General features: G+C 30.3%; 9 protein-coding genes and 1 pseudogene. All 10 read left to right on the top strand.

Translation table 11 applies throughout. The features are described from left to right. The first annotated feature begins 282 nt into the window (after window positions 1-282). The 10 genes and pseudogenes from glmS (at window position 283) to KQI42_RS03640 (ending at window position 17,092) form a co-directional block, all read left to right on the top strand. Window positions 283-2,109 (top strand): glutamine--fructose-6-phosphate transaminase (isomerizing), encoded by a 1,827-nt coding sequence (gene glmS, locus KQI42_RS03690; RefSeq protein ID WP_216516848.1) that lies wholly within the window; start codon window positions 283-285, stop codon window positions 2,107-2,109. 157 nt (window positions 2,110-2,266) lie between these two features. Next, window positions 2,267-3,115 (top strand): TnsA endonuclease N-terminal domain-containing protein, encoded by an 849-nt coding sequence (locus tag KQI42_RS03685; RefSeq protein ID WP_216516846.1) that lies wholly within the window; start codon window positions 2,267-2,269, stop codon window positions 3,113-3,115. Beyond that, window positions 3,112-5,163 carry a Mu transposase C-terminal domain-containing protein gene (locus tag KQI42_RS03680; protein WP_216516844.1) on the top strand — a complete coding sequence of 684 codons (2,052 nt, stop codon included), beginning with the start codon at window positions 3,112-3,114 and terminating at the stop codon, window positions 5,161-5,163. The genes KQI42_RS03685 and KQI42_RS03680 overlap by 4 nt, the downstream gene beginning before the upstream one ends. A gap of 99 nt (window positions 5,164-5,262) precedes the next feature. Continuing rightward, window positions 5,263-6,948, top strand: a complete 1,686-nt coding sequence (locus KQI42_RS03675; protein ID WP_216516842.1) for an ATP-binding protein — start codon at window positions 5,263-5,265, stop codon at window positions 6,946-6,948. 2 nt (window positions 6,949-6,950) lie between these two features. Beyond that, window positions 6,951-8,845, top strand: a pseudogene (locus KQI42_RS21765) (TnsD family Tn7-like transposition protein). Window positions 8,846-8,876: 31 nt separating this feature from the next. After that, window positions 8,877-10,001: a hypothetical protein gene (locus tag KQI42_RS03660; RefSeq protein ID WP_216516838.1), complete on the top strand. Its 1,125-nt coding sequence runs from the start codon at window positions 8,877-8,879 to the stop codon at window positions 9,999-10,001. Then, complete coding sequence (locus KQI42_RS21760) at window positions 9,989-10,222, top strand: Tn7-like element transposition protein TnsE (protein WP_216517063.1); 234 nt, start codon at window positions 9,989-9,991, stop codon at window positions 10,220-10,222. Before KQI42_RS03660 ends, KQI42_RS21760 begins: the two co-directional genes overlap by 13 nt. Window positions 10,223-11,231: 1,009 nt before the next feature. Further along, the gene (locus KQI42_RS03650; protein WP_216516836.1) at window positions 11,232-13,469 is read left to right on the top strand and encodes a YcaO-like family protein; all 2,238 of its coding nucleotides are present in this window, start codon (window positions 11,232-11,234) and stop codon (window positions 13,467-13,469) included. A 45-nt stretch (window positions 13,470-13,514) separates the two neighbouring features. Next, window positions 13,515-15,305, top strand: a complete 1,791-nt coding sequence (locus KQI42_RS03645; RefSeq protein ID WP_216516834.1) for an ABC transporter ATP-binding protein — start codon at window positions 13,515-13,517, stop codon at window positions 15,303-15,305. Continuing rightward, entirely contained in the window at window positions 15,302-17,092 is a 1,791-nt protein-coding gene (locus tag KQI42_RS03640) for an ABC transporter ATP-binding protein (protein WP_216516832.1), read from the top strand. Before KQI42_RS03645 ends, KQI42_RS03640 begins: the two co-directional genes overlap by 4 nt. The last annotated feature ends 14 nt before the right edge of the window (window positions 17,093-17,106 follow it).

The following is a 17,106-nucleotide window of genomic DNA, read 5'->3' as shown; positions in this document are numbered from 1 at the left end:
AGAAGCCTTTGTATATTGGTTTAGATTAAATTTTTAATGACATTTAAAGGGAGTTAATGATAAAATATAAGATGGAGGTGATATCTGAAAGAGAAAATTTATTAATAAAAACAAACAAAAGCGCCAGAACTCATATAGAGAGTTGACGAGGACATGGTTTATCGAAGATTCGGCGGATGCCATGGGGTGAACTGCCACCTTTAGAGCTATACAAAGTCTATAAGAAATTATAGATACAAAATTAGCTTAAGCAGTAAAGAACTTAATATAGAAGGTGATAGAATGTGTGGAATAGTTGGATATATCGGAAAAGGTAAGGCTGCAAATATATTAATGGAAGGCTTAGAAAAGTTAGAATATAGAGGATATGATTCAGCAGGAATTGCTATTCTAAATAAAAATGAAATGGAAGTTAGAAAATATAAAGGAAGATTGAAGGTATTAAAAGAAAGCCTAGAAAAAAATTCTATAGAAGGGACTATAGGTATCGGACATACAAGATGGGCTACTCATGGAGAACCTTCAGATATAAATTCACATCCTCATTTAAATGGTGAACATACTATAGCAGTAGTTCACAACGGTATAATTGAAAACTTTTCAAGACTAAAAGATGAACTTAAAGAAAAAGGATATAACTTTTTATCAGAAACGGATACAGAAGTACTACCTCATTTATTAGATTTATATTATGATGGCGATATGGTAGAGGCAGTAAAAAAAGTAGTAAATAAAGTTGAAGGTTCTTATGCATTAGCTATATTGGATAAAAATAATCCAGATTCTCTTATTGCAGTAAGGAAGGATAGTCCTTTAGTAATAGGATTAGGAGACGGAGAAAACTTTATTGCCTCAGATATTCCTGCTATATTGAAATATACAAGAAAAGTATATATTTTAGAAGATAGAGAAATGGCTGTTATTACTAAAGATAAAATAGATATTATGAAAACTGATGGTACATCTATAGAAAAGGAAATATATGAAGTTACTTGGGATGTAGAAGCTGCTGAAAAAATGGGTTATGATCATTTTATGATAAAAGAAATCTATGAACAGCCAAAGGCTATAAAAGACACTTTATCTCCAAGGATCATTAAAGAAGGAAAACTTAAACTTGATGAAGTTAATTTAAGTAGAGAGTATCTAAATAATATAGATAAGGTTTATATTGTTGCTTGTGGTACGGCATACCATGCAGGACTTCTTGGAAAATCTTTTATTGAAGAGTATGCTAAGGTTCCTGTAATGGTTGATGTAGCCTCTGAATTTAGATATAGTAATCCATTTATAGATGATAGAACTCTAATGATTGTAGTAAGCCAATCTGGGGAAACAGCAGATACTTTAGCAGCTTTAAGACTTGGAAAGGAAAGGAATGCTAAGGTAATAGCCATAACCAATGTAGTAGGAAGTTCCGTATCCAGAGAAGCAGATCATGTCCTTTATACTTGGGCTGGACCAGAAATAGCTGTAGCATCAACGAAAGCTTATACTACTCAAGTAGCAGCCTTAGCTTTAGTGGCTTTAGACATAGCTGTTAAAAGAGGAACTATAGATGAGGAATCTTTAGGGAACATATTGAAAGAATTAAAAAAGGTTTCTGGGCTAGTAGAAGAAATTTTTAAAGATGTTGAAGATATAAAAGAAGTTTCAAACCATATATGTAAATCTACTAATTTATTCTTTATTGGTAGGGGTATAGATTATGATGTAGCTAGAGAAGGATCTCTTAAGTTAAAGGAAGTAACCTATATTCATTCAGAAGCTATGGCAGCAGGAGAACTTAAACATGGAACCTTAGCTTTAATTGAAAAGGATACTCCTGTAATTGCGTTGGCTACTCAAGATAATCTATTTGATAAAATGCTAAGTAATATTAAAGAAGTAAAAGCTAGGGGAGCATATGTAGTAGCCTTAGCTAAAGAAGGTAATGAAGAAATAGAAAAATCGGTAGATAAGGTAATCTATATTCCAAAGATATTAGATAAATTAGCAGGAATTTTAGCAGTAGTACCTTTACAGCTACTAGCGTACTATGTAGCTTTAGAAAGAGGCTGTGATATTGATAAGCCTAAGAACTTAGCGAAAAGTGTAACGGTAGAATAAGGTAGGGAAAATAGTTGTTATTATTGTGAGTTTATAAAAAAGTTTGAACTATTGTAAAAAAGATTGAACTTTTTGAAAAAAGATTGGACTTTTTTAAAAAAGTTTGAATTAAAACCACCTCTTTGTGGTGACATATATCACAAAGAGGTGGTTTTTTATGGCCAAAAGAAAAAGGATTACAAATGAGAAAGTAATTGAAAAATTAATAAAAGAAGGTAGGGGTCAAGGCATAGGAGAGAATTATAAACCTTGGATTCTAATACAAGACGTGCCTTCAAGAGGAAGAGCAACTAGATTAAAAGGAATAAAAACTAATAGGCAGCATGAGTTTCTTTCAGATTTAGAAAGGAACTATTTTTATATACTAGAATATTCCGATATAGTAATTGATATTAGGGAGCAGTTTCCTTTACTTCCATTAGAAGAAACAGTATTAATAGCAAAAGAATTAGGAATAAAACATCCTACAGATCCAATAACTAATGAAGCTATAGTGATGACTACAGATTTTTTAGTAACTGTAAATAGAAACGGAAAAGATATAGATATTGCTAGAACAATTAAACTAAAAGATGATTTAAATAATAAAAGAGTATTGGAGAAGTTTGAAATAGAAAGAAGATATTGGGAGAAACAAGGAGTCGATTGGGGAATTGTTACAGAAGAAGAAATAAATAAGGATTTAGTTCAAAATATAAGTTACATTCACACGTATTATGATTTACGAGCCATAGATTCTTTCAAAAATATGGAGAAACATGATGTAGAAGATTTGGCTATTGAGTATATTAAAAGAGTGATTGATGGAACTGTAAGTATAAGAGAAATATCTAATAAGTTTGATGATGATTTATTTTTACAAAAAGGAACAGGGATCTCTTTATTCAAATATATGTTGATGAGAAAAGTAATACAAATTGATTTATACACTCCTATGGATATAAATAAAAGAATAAAAGTAAATCTTGTATCTGAAGAACTTGATAAGAAGTGGGAGATATCATGATACTTGAAAATATGGTTTTCCAATACATGGATAAAAGTGATGGAGAAAGAATTAGAATAATAAATATTGATAGTGAGTATAAGTATTTATATTATGTTACCCTAGAATTAGGAGTATCTATGCCTAAGAAAGAAATGATAGAAAAAATAGAATCTGAGATAAATAATAATATATTGATAAAGATACCAGAGCCATTTTCACAGACCATAGATGAAGAAAGAATTTCACCAATTCAGAAGGAAAAAAGAGACTTTCAATGGATAATAGTAGATAAATACTGGAATGAATATAAAGAAAAACTAGTAGAAACTAGGGGTAGACAAAAATTATTAGAAGAAATATCAATAGAAAATAACGTAACCATTAGCAGTGTTAAAAGAATATTTACTAGGTTTTGGCAAAGAGGGATGAATAAAAATGCTCTTCTTCCTGATTATATGAATTCAGGTGGAAAAGGAAAAAGTAAAACATTGAGTTTGGATAGCAAAATAGGAAGATCTAGAAAAACTAATTATAATGGAGAAACTATTCAAGGAATAAATGTAACAGAAGATATAAAAAAAATATTTGAAGTATCAATAAATAGATTTTATAGAAAAAAAGATAACCTAAGTCTAACTGAAACTTATAATTTAATTCTTAGAAAATTTTTTTCAGAGAAATATTATGAAGATGGAGAAATTAGATACAAAGTTTGGGATAAGTCAAGAATACCAAGTTATCAACAATTTTATTATTGGTTCAAAAAAACAGAAAATATAGAGAAGGACATTTCATTTAGAATAAGTGATAAAGAATTTAATTTGAAATATAGGCCAATTTTAAGTAATTCTACAATAGAAACAGATGGACCGGGAACTAGATTTCAAGTAGATGCAACAATAGCAGATATATATATAGTAAGCTCACTTAATAGGAATAGGATTATAGGAAGACCTATTCTATATGCAATTATAGATGTATATTCAAGAATGATTACAGGTATATATGTAGGATTAGAAGGACCTTCTTGGCTTGGAGCTATGATGGCATTAGATAATATGATTACCGATAAAGTTGAATTTTGTATGAAATATGGAATTGAAATAACAAAAGAACAATGGCCATCACATTATTTGCCAGAGATAATAATAGCGGATAGAGGTGAATTTGAAGGATATTCAGTTGAAAATTTGATAAATAACTTGAATATAAAAATAGAGAACACATCGCCTTATCGTGGAGATTTAAAGGGAATTGTTGAAAGAAGCTTTAGAACAACAAATGAAAAGATAAAGCATAAGGCCCCAGGTGCTATCCAAAAAGAATATAGGGAGAGAGGAGATAGAGATTATAGATTAGATGCAACACTTACTTTAGAAGAATTTACTCAAATATATATAAAAATGGTCTTACATCACAATCATAAAATAAAGGTAGATTATCCTATGGATAAAGAGATGATATCAGATGAATTGACTCCAACACCTATTAATTTATGGAACTGGGGAATTGAAAATAAAAAGGGGCGACTTAGACTAGTAGATAGGGATATTATGAGGCTTAATATACTACCTAAGGGAAAAGCTAGTGTGTCAAGAGCAGGATTTAAATTTAAAGACTTATACTATAGTTCTAAGAAAGCAGTAGAAGAGCAATGGTTTATAAATCCAAAAAATAGATGGATTGATATAGTTTACGATCCGAGAAATATGAATCAAATATATATACCACGTGAAGATGGTAAAGACTATGAAGTATGTTATCTTCTAGAAAAGAGTAGGCAATATAAAGATTGTTTATTTGAAGAAATAGTATTCCAGCAAGAATTAAAAAAAGAACTAATGGAGCTAGAATTAAATCAACAGGTTCAGTTAAATATAGACTTAGATAAAGAAATAGAGGAAATAGTTAAAAAAGCTAAGGAAGTGAAAATGGGAACAATTATTGATACAACTACTAAATCGAAAAAGATAAAAGGTATAAAAGGGAATAGGCGTTTTGAAAAAGAATTTAATAGATTTGAAGAAGCTTTTGAAATTGGAAAAAAAGAAAAAAAGAAGGAATAGTGAGCCATTTTAATAAAAATACAAAACAGGAAGAAGAGCAAAAGGATACTCGGCATGAAACTCTAATGAATAAATTGAGAATGAAAAGGGATGAGAATCTTGGAAAAAAATAAAATAGCACCTTTATTAAAAGGAAGAGTTGAAATTGCAAATTACAAAGATCAAGAGCTGCTAGAATATTCAAATAATCCATTTATTGAAGCTTTACCAGCAATATTTTCAGAAGATAATATATTAGAACAATTTACTAGATATCCAATAGTAGATTACACAGAGAAATCTAAGAATAAAAATTTAAGGCATCATATGATAAAAAGGATAAAAAACTTTATACAACCACTGCCAGATCATTTCATAATAGAAAGTAAATTATCGACAATTATAAGGCGAGGATATCTTGCAAGAAATCCAATGGATAAAACTTATTTTGAAAGATTAAAAATATTAAATGATATACAGTCTATAAAGCAAGAAGAAAGAGATGATATTTTAAATCAAAATATGGAACATATACGATCCACAGCTGACAGTCTTTCCATTATAGGAATTTCAGGAATAGGTAAAACTACCACAATTGAGAGATTATTGCTTATGTATCCACAAATTATAAAACACGAAGAATATAAATCGAGAGCATTAAGTAGAACACAAATAGTATGGTTAAAGATTGACTGTCCATATGATGGAAATCTTTCTACACTTTGTAAAAATTTTTTTAAAGCTATAGATGACTTGTTAGGAACAAGATATTTAGAAAAGTACGGATATCTAAATAGAATAACATCGTCAATGATGCTACATATGACATCATTAGCAAGTATGTATGGAATAGGTGTTTTAGTAATAGATGAAATACAACATTTAATTAATTCTAAAAATGATCCTGATGAAATGCTTAATTTTTTTGTAACATTAACTAATACTGTAGGAATACCAACTGTTTTAATAGGAACATTTAAAGCACTTAAAATATTTAAAAGAGATTTTAGACAGGCTAGAAGAGCAGGAAGTGAAGGAAATATTATATGGGACAGAATGTCTAAAGATAGTGATGAATGGGACTTTTTTATAGAAACATTATGGGAGTTTCAATGGCTTAAAAATAAATGCGAGTTAACACAAGAACTGAAAGATTATTTTTATGATGAATGCCAAGGAATAACAGCAATAGCTGTAAATTTATTCATACTAGCTCAAGAAAGGGCTTTAAATACAGATAATGAAAAAATAACAAAACAAATTATAACTAAGACTTCTAAGGAAGATCTTTCCATGATACAACCAATGATAAAAGCACTTAAAACCAATAATAGGACAGAAATAATGAAGTATGAGGATATAACTATAAATTTAGATGACATTACTTTTAGACATAAAAATAACTTGCAATTATCAGGAAGAATTAAAGAAATGGCGAAAAATGAAGAAAAATTATTTGAGCTAAAGAGAAATAATATGGTAGAAAATTTAATATTAGATTTGAATTCATTAGCAATATTTAATGAACTTACACAAACAGAAATAGAAAATTTAGTTAATACAGTTGTTAATAAATTTGGAATAGATGATGAGTATAATGTTATTAAATCAGATACGATAAAAAAGGCTTTAAATATGAATGAGAAAAAGAAACATGATAAAAGTAATAACACCTTATTATACGAGGAAAAAGATTTAAGAAAGATATATGAACTTGCTAAAAATAAAAATATTCATGTATATGAAATATTAAAAGAGAAAGGCTATACTAGAGATTCAACACAAGAACTTTTAAAGGTGGAGTAGTTATGCTTACTTTCTTTACAGATCCTTATGAAAGTGAACTTTTATATGGAGCTATTGGTCGGTATCATTATTATATAGGGAATAAAGATTATAAAGATACTATTAGAGAAATTTTTGTTAATGAAAATGTCATTCCAACTTTAGGACTAGCTAGTTATTTAGATAATGTATCTAATAATTTAGGTAGTAAATATACATCAAATTATATTATAAAAAATCATACTATATTTCCTTTTTATTCTCCGTTTCTACCTGAAAATAGAAAAATAGAATTAATAGACAATATGAAATATAGTGATGGAAAAGGCATATATCATAAAATAGGAATAATAGCAGGATCTGTATGTAAAAAACAAGGTATATATTATTGTCCTGAATGTGCTAAAAATGATATTGATAAATATGGAGAAGTTTATATCCGTAGAGATCATCAATTACAAGGTGTGTTTTTATGTAAGAATAACGGCGTAAAATTAAAAAAATATAAAATAAATAAAACAAATACGAGTAGATTAGAATTTATAAAATTGGATGAAAAATTATTAGATTTAAAAGTTGAGTATGAAGAAGATGAAGATATTTCAGAAAAACTAATATCAGTATCAAGGTGTGCAAGTTATATATTGAATACAAATTTAGATACTTTTAATAAAGATATAATTAATAAAAAATATAGACAAATTCTTCATACGAAAAATTTATTATCAATAAATAATAGAATAAGACAAGAAGAATTATATGATGAGTTAATTAGTTTTTATGGAGATAAATTTTTAGAATTAATGGAATCAAGTATTGATAAGAATGATGAATATAATTGGCTAAAAGTCATAACAAGGAACTCTAATAGAGTTGTTCATCCAATAAGACATATATTATTTATAAACTTTTTAGTAGAAAACATAGAAGTTTTTTTGAGACAAAGGAATCTGATTATATTAATCCATTTGGAAAATCTCCTTGGCCATGCTTGAATGTTGCGGCAGAACATTATAAAAAGGATGTAGTGGAAAATATAAACATAACTTCTGATTATAAAACTAGAAATCCTATAGGAACATTTACTTGTGATTGTGGATTTATATATTCTCGAAAAGGTCCGGATAAAGACAGTAAAGATAGATATAAAATAGGAAGAATTAAAGAGTTTGGACATGTTTGGGAGGATAAGATTCAAGGGTATCTTAGTGAAGGAAGATATGGACTTAGAGAATTATCAAGGATAATGAGTTGTGATCCTAAAACTATAATTAAATTTGATAAAAATCTTGATATAAATTATTTTAGAGGTAGTAATATTAAAATTGATAAAGCAATTATAAAAACAGAAAATAAGGATACACATATTGAAACTTATAAGAAGAATATATTAAATAAAATAATGGGAAATCCTACATTTTCAAGAACTGAAATAAGAAAACTTTGCCAAAAAGAATATACATACTTATATAGTAATGATAAGAATTGGCTATTAGAAAATTTACCTGAAGTTGTTGATAAGTCTAAAATAAATTTTAAAAGTAATGAAAGGGTAAACTGGGAAAAGAGAGATAAAGAAATAGTTAGTAAATTAAAAATTAAATATAACAAGTTAATAGAGCAAGAAAAACCTATACGTATTAGCAAGTCTAGCTTATGTAAGGAGATAAATATTTTAACAATGATAGAAAAAAATATTAAAAAGTTACCTTTGACAGAAGCATATTTTAATTTGGTTAATGAATCTATAGAAGATTTTCAAATTAGAAGAAGTAAGCTAATCGTTGATAAAAAATATGAAGATGAAGAATATATAAAACTTTGGCAAGTTCAGAGACTTGCTGGAATTAGAACAGATGATTTTATGAAAATAAATAATACTATTCAAAAGCATATAGATTGGAGGTATAAGCATTAATAAAATAATTCAAAAAAATTGGCCATTTAAAATGGATGAATATGTAAAACTATATTGGATAGATACGCCATATAAATTTGAAAATAAATGGGTAATAGATGCTTATTTTAAAAGCAATACCACAGTAGAAAAAATAATGCTTGATTGGGCATCAACCCACTTTTTAGCATTTGGAAGATATTACTCTAATGGTAATTTAAATAGTGTACAAAACAATAAAAATGAATTAGTTATAGATTTGAACTTAAATAATATAGATTTTAGACTTACTCAAGATTATTTAAATATTAATTCTAAAGAAATAAGAACTGATATTTTTGTAGGATATAAAAATGGAAAAGAGTACAGGATACCTGCATTAGAAATTATAAGAGCAGTAATAGCAACAAATAGATTTCTATTAAATAGAATAGTTGAACTAGATTCTCTTACAAAATATTTTGTATTCAGATTTGATAAAGATAGAAACTTATATATAGACTTTTTTGATGAATATGAAAGAAAATTATTAGAATCATCTTATATAAAACATTTAGCTTGGATTATAACAAATGAAAATATTTTAAAAATGTTTAATCAGATAGGAAAAAATATATGGCTTTGTGGAAATATAAGCTACGATTTTTTATTTGAAAATTTACAAATAAAAGCTAGGATACATGAAGAAAAAAATATAATTAGAATATTTGAGATTATTGAAGTAAAAAACAAAATAATAAATGCTAAGGAGATATATATAAGTTCTAAATATATAAATAAATTAAATATTAGTAATCATCCTAAATCCAGAAGGTATAAAAATTTAAATATAACTGATGATAAGACTTTAGATTCAAAAATAGATGGTGCAAAAAATCAACAATCTGATTTCATAGATACTTTAAATACAAAACATTCCTATATTAATAATATAAAAATAAATGGAAAGAAAAAGAACATAAGACCCTTGAGAATAAAAGAGGATGAAAATACTAATGTTTATGAAATAGAGAATAATAACCTAAGAACTTCAGCAGATATTGGTGGAATATATAGATTAAAAGGAATTGAATATAAAAACATAGAGAATATATCAGTAAAAGGAGAGTTGCAAGAGTTTATTGAAATAATGAAGCTACTCCAAAAAAAGAAGAAGTTGACCATATACAAGTTATAATTAATGATTTACCAGAAGGAAAACGAGGTAAAAAATTTACAAAACTTAAAGATGGACAAACCAATAGAAAATATGTAGCGGGAAGAATAGTATTAAAAGATAAAAGAGAATTTAACTTAATTGAAATAGAAAGAGAAGAAAAATCATTATCTATGTTATTATTATGTAATTCTAAAAGAGAAAGTTGGGCGAGCATATGTTTTAAAATTGTTTTAGATTAGTTAATGGTAATGGAGTCTGGGATAGTAAAGAATTAAACAAGTTAGAGAAAATGGTGTTTATACTACTAGAATCAGACATAGATATAATGAAAATCAATTAATCATACATATGAATACATATATAGATTGATTGAAATAAACAAAATATAATTAAATAGGACAAAATTCTGAAATATGATACAATAAAATGAAATAGGAATATTAAAAATAAAACATATCTAATAGGGGGAAAAATGAAAAAAAGATCAAATGAAAAAGGTTTTTCAAATAATAGTCTTAATAAATTAAATAGTATAAATTCATTGAAAAAAATATTTATAGAGATATTAAAGGATTAAAAAATCATTTATCTATTATTAAATATGATTTTAATAGAAAAGAAAAGATAGAAATTTTACAATTAATTTATGATAAAAATTTTCCAGGATATGATTATGTATATAAAGGAATGATACCACAAAAAATATTCCTTGTACCATTTGTAGTTACAAGGTTATAAAGTGTAATATTTAAGATTTGGGTGAAAAAGTAGGGAGATGGACTTACGTCAATATATTTTTTAATACGCTCATGGAATTGTAATAATTTGATTTGGCTTTGCTTTTGCTTCCACTAACTTCTCATGCGTTTGTCGTATATTGTCATTTGATTTTTATTGACTAAAGGAAGAAAGGAATATATACTTACTTTATCAATATGGAAAATTTTAGTATTTATCATATTGAACTTTGACCTAGGAGCATTTGCTACGAAATGTATATTATAGGGTCATAGTATTTTTAAAAATGGGGGGTGTTGTTATGAAGATTACCGTAGTTAAAGAGCAAAAAGAGCAGTTGGTAAAACCGTTGGGTGGAAGCCAAAACGGAAACGAACAAAAATACACAAACTAAGTGCCCCATAAATCAATAGACATTGGGGGAGTGGATATGCCTTTCCCAATGTCTACTTTTATGGCTAGTTGGAATCAATTACATGTGTAACTATTGGTTAGGGGGGAGAAGATATTATGAGATATGACCCATATGACATACCATTAATTAATGAATTATACAACTATCGAAATGATAGCAATAGGGTAATTTCTTCCTTTTCTTCAGGGGAAATTAAGGTGTTTTATTGTGAGCCTACTCTTCTTGAGGAGGTATTGTTATATGTTGATGGAAATAATACCTTTGAAGAAATTGAAAAAAATTTTAAAGATAGATACTCAATGCAAGAAGTTAGAAATTTTCTACTAACTATTTTGAATGAAGGAGTTATAAAGATACCTCAAACTAACTCTACAACAAAAAAACTGCCGAAAACCTTAGTGATAGGGGATGGTGCATTTAGTGATGAATTTGATAAAATTAAAGAATGTTTTCGTATAACTACCGTTAGCTTTCTTGAAGATACTTTTATTTGCGATTTTGATGTTGCTATATTTGCACCATCTGATTGTACATATGCAGATTTATTGAGTGTAAATGAAAAATTATATAAGTATAATAAGCCATTTGTCCAAGTTAATTTTAACGGGATTGATATTATGGTAGGACCGTTAGTTGTGCCTAAAAAAAGTGTCTGCTTGGAATGCATTATAAGCTCTAAGCTCAAAAATATAAACACTCATGTTTCTTGTGATGAAAAGATAGAGATTAATGACTTAAAAAGCCTTAAATATTCATATAGTGTTTCTAGTGTTTCATTTGAATTTGAAGAGAGTGTTATATCGTACTTGGTTAATAAAGTATACGCTGAAATAACAAGGCATTTTAACGGTTTGTCGTCAGAACTTATAAACTGCCAATACCTCTTTAAAACTACATCTTTGTGTGTAGACAAAGATGTAAAGTTGCCTACCACTTACTGCGATTTTTGCAAAGGGATCAATAAAAATTACATTAAAGTTAACACGGAGACCGCTTTAAACGAGATTTTAGACACAAACTCTACCCACCTATCCTATGATACCGTTAAATACCAAACCGGCGGTATTCGTTCAAAAACCGAAAGTGAAACCAAGGAAATACTAGATAAGGAACTTAAAAAGCTAGGATCTAAAATTAGGATTGAGTTTGATGATGGTAACCCTTTTAGAGATATTGCACCTTCATTTAGTGCATATTCCGATGAAATGAGTACATGCGATCTATCATATATCCTAAGATCTGATAGGGGGGCTGGTAAGGGTCTTACAAAATCTCAAGCTTATTTTTCTGCAGGTTTTGAGATGATAGAACATATTAGTAGACAATACACAGGTGACGTTCCAGTCATTGCCGCTAAATACAGAGATGTAAAGAAGCTTGCTATAGATATGCCATACTTAGCTAGCACGATAATGAACACAAACACGGCTTACGAAAAGTTTGATGAAAATATTGAAACCGATTGGGTTGTTGCAACTTCCCTATCTGGTGCGGGTAAAAAGTTAGTGCCAGCTTTTTTAGTTTTTATGTTTGACGTTGAACTTAAGGGTACACTGTTCGGAACAGCGTCAACCGGGGTTGCGTCAGGTGCAACATTAGAGGATGCTATATTACATGGACTTTTTGAGGTCATTGAGCATGATGCTTGGCTTATAGGTCAATCCAACCCGTATATATTGCCTATAGTTGACTTTACGAGTTCAAGTAGTGCGAAAGTAAAAGAAATTGTAGCAAAGGTTAAATCTATGGGATATGACATTATAACACGCGACTATACCAATGATTTGACAATTCCTGTATTTAGAACTTATATAACAAATAGAGAAAATTTCTCGCAATATTCTTATAACGGGTTTGGGTGTCATGTATCACCAGAAATAGCACTTGAACGTTCTATTACAGAAGCTGTGCAGTTTTGCGATTCTCTTTTTGGCGGTAGTAAATCTAGCTTAATAACTAGGAGTGTTTTGTCTACAAGTCTAGTTAATCTTTATAATCAGCATTTTGTAGTAAATAAGGATATACTAGGAAAAACAGATAAGAAAACAGTAATAGGAAAGTCAGTTTTTGAATTTAACAGCTCCTATGATCTCATTCAAAAAATAACGAGTCTAATTAAAGATAAAATTGGTGGAGATGTTTATTATGTTGAATTGACCAAGCCAGGCATGAACGTTAAAGTTGTCAGAACAATAGTAACTGGCGAAATTCAAAGAATGAATCATCCAATAATCTCGGCCAGCAAAAGATTGTTTGAATTTGGTATTAGATGTGGCTATAGCGATAAAAAGATCACGTATGAAGAGTTATTTATGGGTGACTATCAGCATTAAATATCAATGCCTTGTAAAAATATTATAAAGGGGTGGCATGATTTAATGTTAAAAACAAGAAAATACAAATGGATTGATATACTGCGTATTCCTTTTGAAATTTCCCCATTATTACTAGTAGTATATGTTTTATTGGAACTCACACAGGCTATAATATCCACATTTGCGGTTGTTTTTGCAACGTCGTATTTTGTAGATACTGCTTTTGCGGTATTTGCAGATAAATTGATAGTAAGTGAAGTATATGCCCCACTTGGAGTGCTTCTGGGTGTTGTTGCCATAAGTAACATATTTGATAATCTTTTGGGGTTATTGCAATCGCGACTTAAAATTGTTATGGAGCTTAAGCTTGAACCTACTATCTTAGACACACGGGCAAGTCTGAAATATAAATATATTGAAGATTCGGATACTTGGGAACTAGTGGAGCGTTTATCTGAAGGTATTGTTGTAAACATACTAAATGGTGTACGTGCTTGCGCTATAGTTGCTCGTAGTATTGTTTCCATAGCTGCAATTTTGTCCTTGATTCTGACACAGGTTTGGTGGGCAGCAATATTGATTGCCATTTTGAGTGTACCTTTGTTTTGGATGTCACTTAAGGCTGGGGGTAAAAACTACAATGCTTGGATGGAAGCTTGGCCTTACGAACGTCGCTTTAGCTATTACAGCGATGATATCTTGACTAGTCGTGAAGCCACACAGGAGCGTACTCTTTTTGGATATGCCGACTATATTGTAAATCTTCATAGTGAGCACTTTGAAATAGCTAGAAAAATACAAGGAAGAGTAGCAGTTAGAACAAAAATAGCTATGGAGGCTACTGGTATTTTTATGTCAGTTATTGCTTTACTTATATCATTTACTCTTATAAAGCCTGTTATAGCTGGAACTTTAAGCCCTGGTATGTTCATGGGAATTGTTGCGGCTGTTTTTACAATGGCTACAACCATTGGAGGGACCTTACAAGAGTCAGCAAAAAACCTTTCATATGCTAAGAGGTGTATGGATGATTTGACGGCGTTTATGGCTCTGGATTTGCAGGATGGTGCAACTGATTTGCCTGATAAAATACCACCTGTTTTTGAGAGACTGTCGTTCAAAAATGTGTGGTTTAAGTATCCAAATGCAGAAAACTACGCCTTACGCAATGTATCATTTGATATTGAGGGCGGTAAGCACTATGCTTTTGTTGGTGCAAATGGGTCGGGTAAAACTACCATTATTAAGCTTCTAACGGGGCTATATGATATATATGACGGAGAGATTTTAATTAACGGAAAGGAACTTCGTACATATGAAACATCTACTTTAAAGGCTATGTTTTCAGTTGTATATCAAGATTTTGCTAGATATGAGGTTTCTCTTGCGGACAATATTGCCCTTGGTAATACTTCAGAGGATGTAAGTATGGAAGATATTCATAAGGTTACTGATAAGGTTGCCTTGACTGATACAATTGCAAATTTGAAAGATGGATTAAGTACACCTCTTGGAAAAATTCACAAGGACGGTTCAGACCTATCAGGTGGACAGTGGCAAAAAGTAGCTATTGCACGCTCCTTAATAAGCTCGGCACCTATAAAGATTTTGGATGAACCAACCGCTGCCTTGGATCCAATTGCGGAAAGTAGAATTTATCAAGAATTTGAAGAGCTTATGAGAGATAAAACTACAATTTTTATCAGTCATCGTTTAGGTTCTACCAAGTTGGCCAATGAAATTTTGGTAATAGATGGCGGAGAAATCATTGAGAAAGGAACCCATAATGAATTAATTAAAATGAGTGGAGTATATGCTAAAATGTTCGAATCGCAGAGGAGGTGGTATGAATGATAGAGAAAAGATCCAAGTATGGAATTGTATGCGTTGTGTTTCGGTCTATTTTACAGTATATAAAGGCTTCCAAAGGTTGGGCTGTGTTAGAACATGGTATTGCAGTACTTAGTTCTCTTTCGTGGATAGTAGGGATTTTAGTCACGCAACAATTATTCGACTTAATCACTGAGGCGAGCAGGGGTTATGCCAGCTATTCGCAGGTTGGGATTGCATTAGGCACAATGGCAGCTGTAACTGTAGTTCAACAGGTGCTTAGGGGTATTGATAAGTACTTGCTAGGTTATGTATCATATAAAAATGTTGGTAAGTTTATGTCGGAACTTATGCTAAAGCTTAGTCGTGTATCAGCAAAGCATTTTGAAGATCCCAATTTTTTGGACAACATAGACAAATCGAAAAGGTGTATAGAATATGAGGCATTAGGAAGTTTTTCTACCAATTGCTTGCGTTTGTTCACATATTATGGTGTATTTTTTGTATCTGTATCCATTTATTTTTTTGGACTATCGCCCCTACTTCCGTTAATAATTTTCGTGTCATTTGTACCAGCGATTTTGGGGCAATTAGTTCAGGTGAAGGTGTTTATAGGGTTAGAAAATGAAAGTGCGCCTCTTCGTCGTCAGTATACTTACTATAAAAAAGCTATATCAAGCCAACTGTCCTTCAAAGAAACTCGTATACTTGGGGCTTTTGGTTTCTTTAGGAACCTTTTCAGTAATACATTGTTATTATTGACAACAAAGACGTGGAAAGTAGAGCGAAAAGCAGCTTTTATCCGATTAATTCTTGGTTTGGTGTCATTTATTGGATTCGGAGTATCCACTATAATGCTTTTTAATTCGGCTATGTCTGGAGAAATTAGCATTGGTACCTTTGTAGCGGTTTTTGGAGTACTTTCACAAATTTTTTCTATGGCTGAGGAACTAGTATCAATACAGGTTAGTCAAGGTAGTGAAACTATAGGTAAAATTGAAATATACTATAGATTGATGGATATGGAGGAAGTAGATGGAGAAGAGGCTGTTATTGACTTCTCAAAAGGAATTGTAGCAAAAGATGTAAATTTTACTTATCCTGGAAGAAATAAAATGGCAGTGCAAGGTGCAACGATTACTATTTCAGAGGGTGAAACAATTGCCATTGTGGGCGAGAACGGTGCTGGTAAATCCACCTTGGTCCGCCTACTTGTTGGGCTTTACCGTCCCGATAATGGTACAGTAGAAATAGGTGGACAAAATAGTAGCAACACACACCCTAGTTCAATTTTTAGAGAAACTTCGGGTGTTTTTCAAGATTTTTTGTGTTATAAGATGACATTAGCAGAAAATGTAGCGATCAGCAATACGAAAGAAATTCAAAATCATGACAATATACAAAGAGTTCTTCAAGATTGTGAATTTGGTGACGACTCTGTCACACTTGACACAATGCTTTCAACTGAATTTGGTGGCATTGACCTTTCTGGAGGACAGTGGCAGCGAATAGCCATAGCTCGTGGACTTTATAAAACAAATAGCCTCATTGTGCTTGACGAGCCAACCGCTGCTATAGATCCCATTGAGGAAGAACGGGTTTATAGCCAATTTAAGCGTTTATCGAAAGATAAATGTACCATTTTGGTAACACACCGCCTTGCTTCGGCCAAATTTGCTAATCGAATTGTAGTAATGGACAAGGGTAAGATTGTTGATGTTGGGTGTCATGATGAATTGATTGAGCGTAAGGGTAAGTATGCAACAATGTGGGAAGCACAGTCTGCTTGGTATGTGAATAGAGATAATTAGTTATATAGGTTCTG

The organism is Tissierella simiarum (assembly GCF_018917865.1).
Taxonomy (GTDB): Bacteria; Bacillota; Clostridia; order Tissierellales; family Tissierellaceae; genus Tissierella_C; species Tissierella_C simiarum.
Note: the sequence above shows the minus strand (reverse complement) of the source record. Positions and strands in the feature narration are given on the sequence as shown.

Bases quoted from the DNA above. Each gene is read 5' to 3' on its own strand.
- glmS (WP_216516848.1), top strand. From the start codon at position 283: ATGTGTGGAATAGTTGGATATATCGGAAAAGGTAAGGCTGCAAATATA.
- KQI42_RS03645 (WP_216516834.1), top strand. From the start codon at position 13,515: ATGTTAAAAACAAGAAAATACAAATGGATTGATATACTGCGTATTCCT.
- KQI42_RS03640 (WP_216516832.1), top strand. From the start codon at position 15,302: ATGATAGAGAAAAGATCCAAGTATGGAATTGTATGCGTTGTGTTTCGG.
- KQI42_RS03650 (WP_216516836.1), top strand. From the start codon at position 11,232: ATGAGATATGACCCATATGACATACCATTAATTAATGAATTATACAAC.
- KQI42_RS03685 (WP_216516846.1), top strand. From the start codon at position 2,267: ATGGCCAAAAGAAAAAGGATTACAAATGAGAAAGTAATTGAAAAATTA.
- KQI42_RS03680 (WP_216516844.1), top strand. From the start codon at position 3,112: ATGATACTTGAAAATATGGTTTTCCAATACATGGATAAAAGTGATGGA.
- KQI42_RS03660 (WP_216516838.1), top strand. From the start codon at position 8,877: ATGGATGAATATGTAAAACTATATTGGATAGATACGCCATATAAATTT.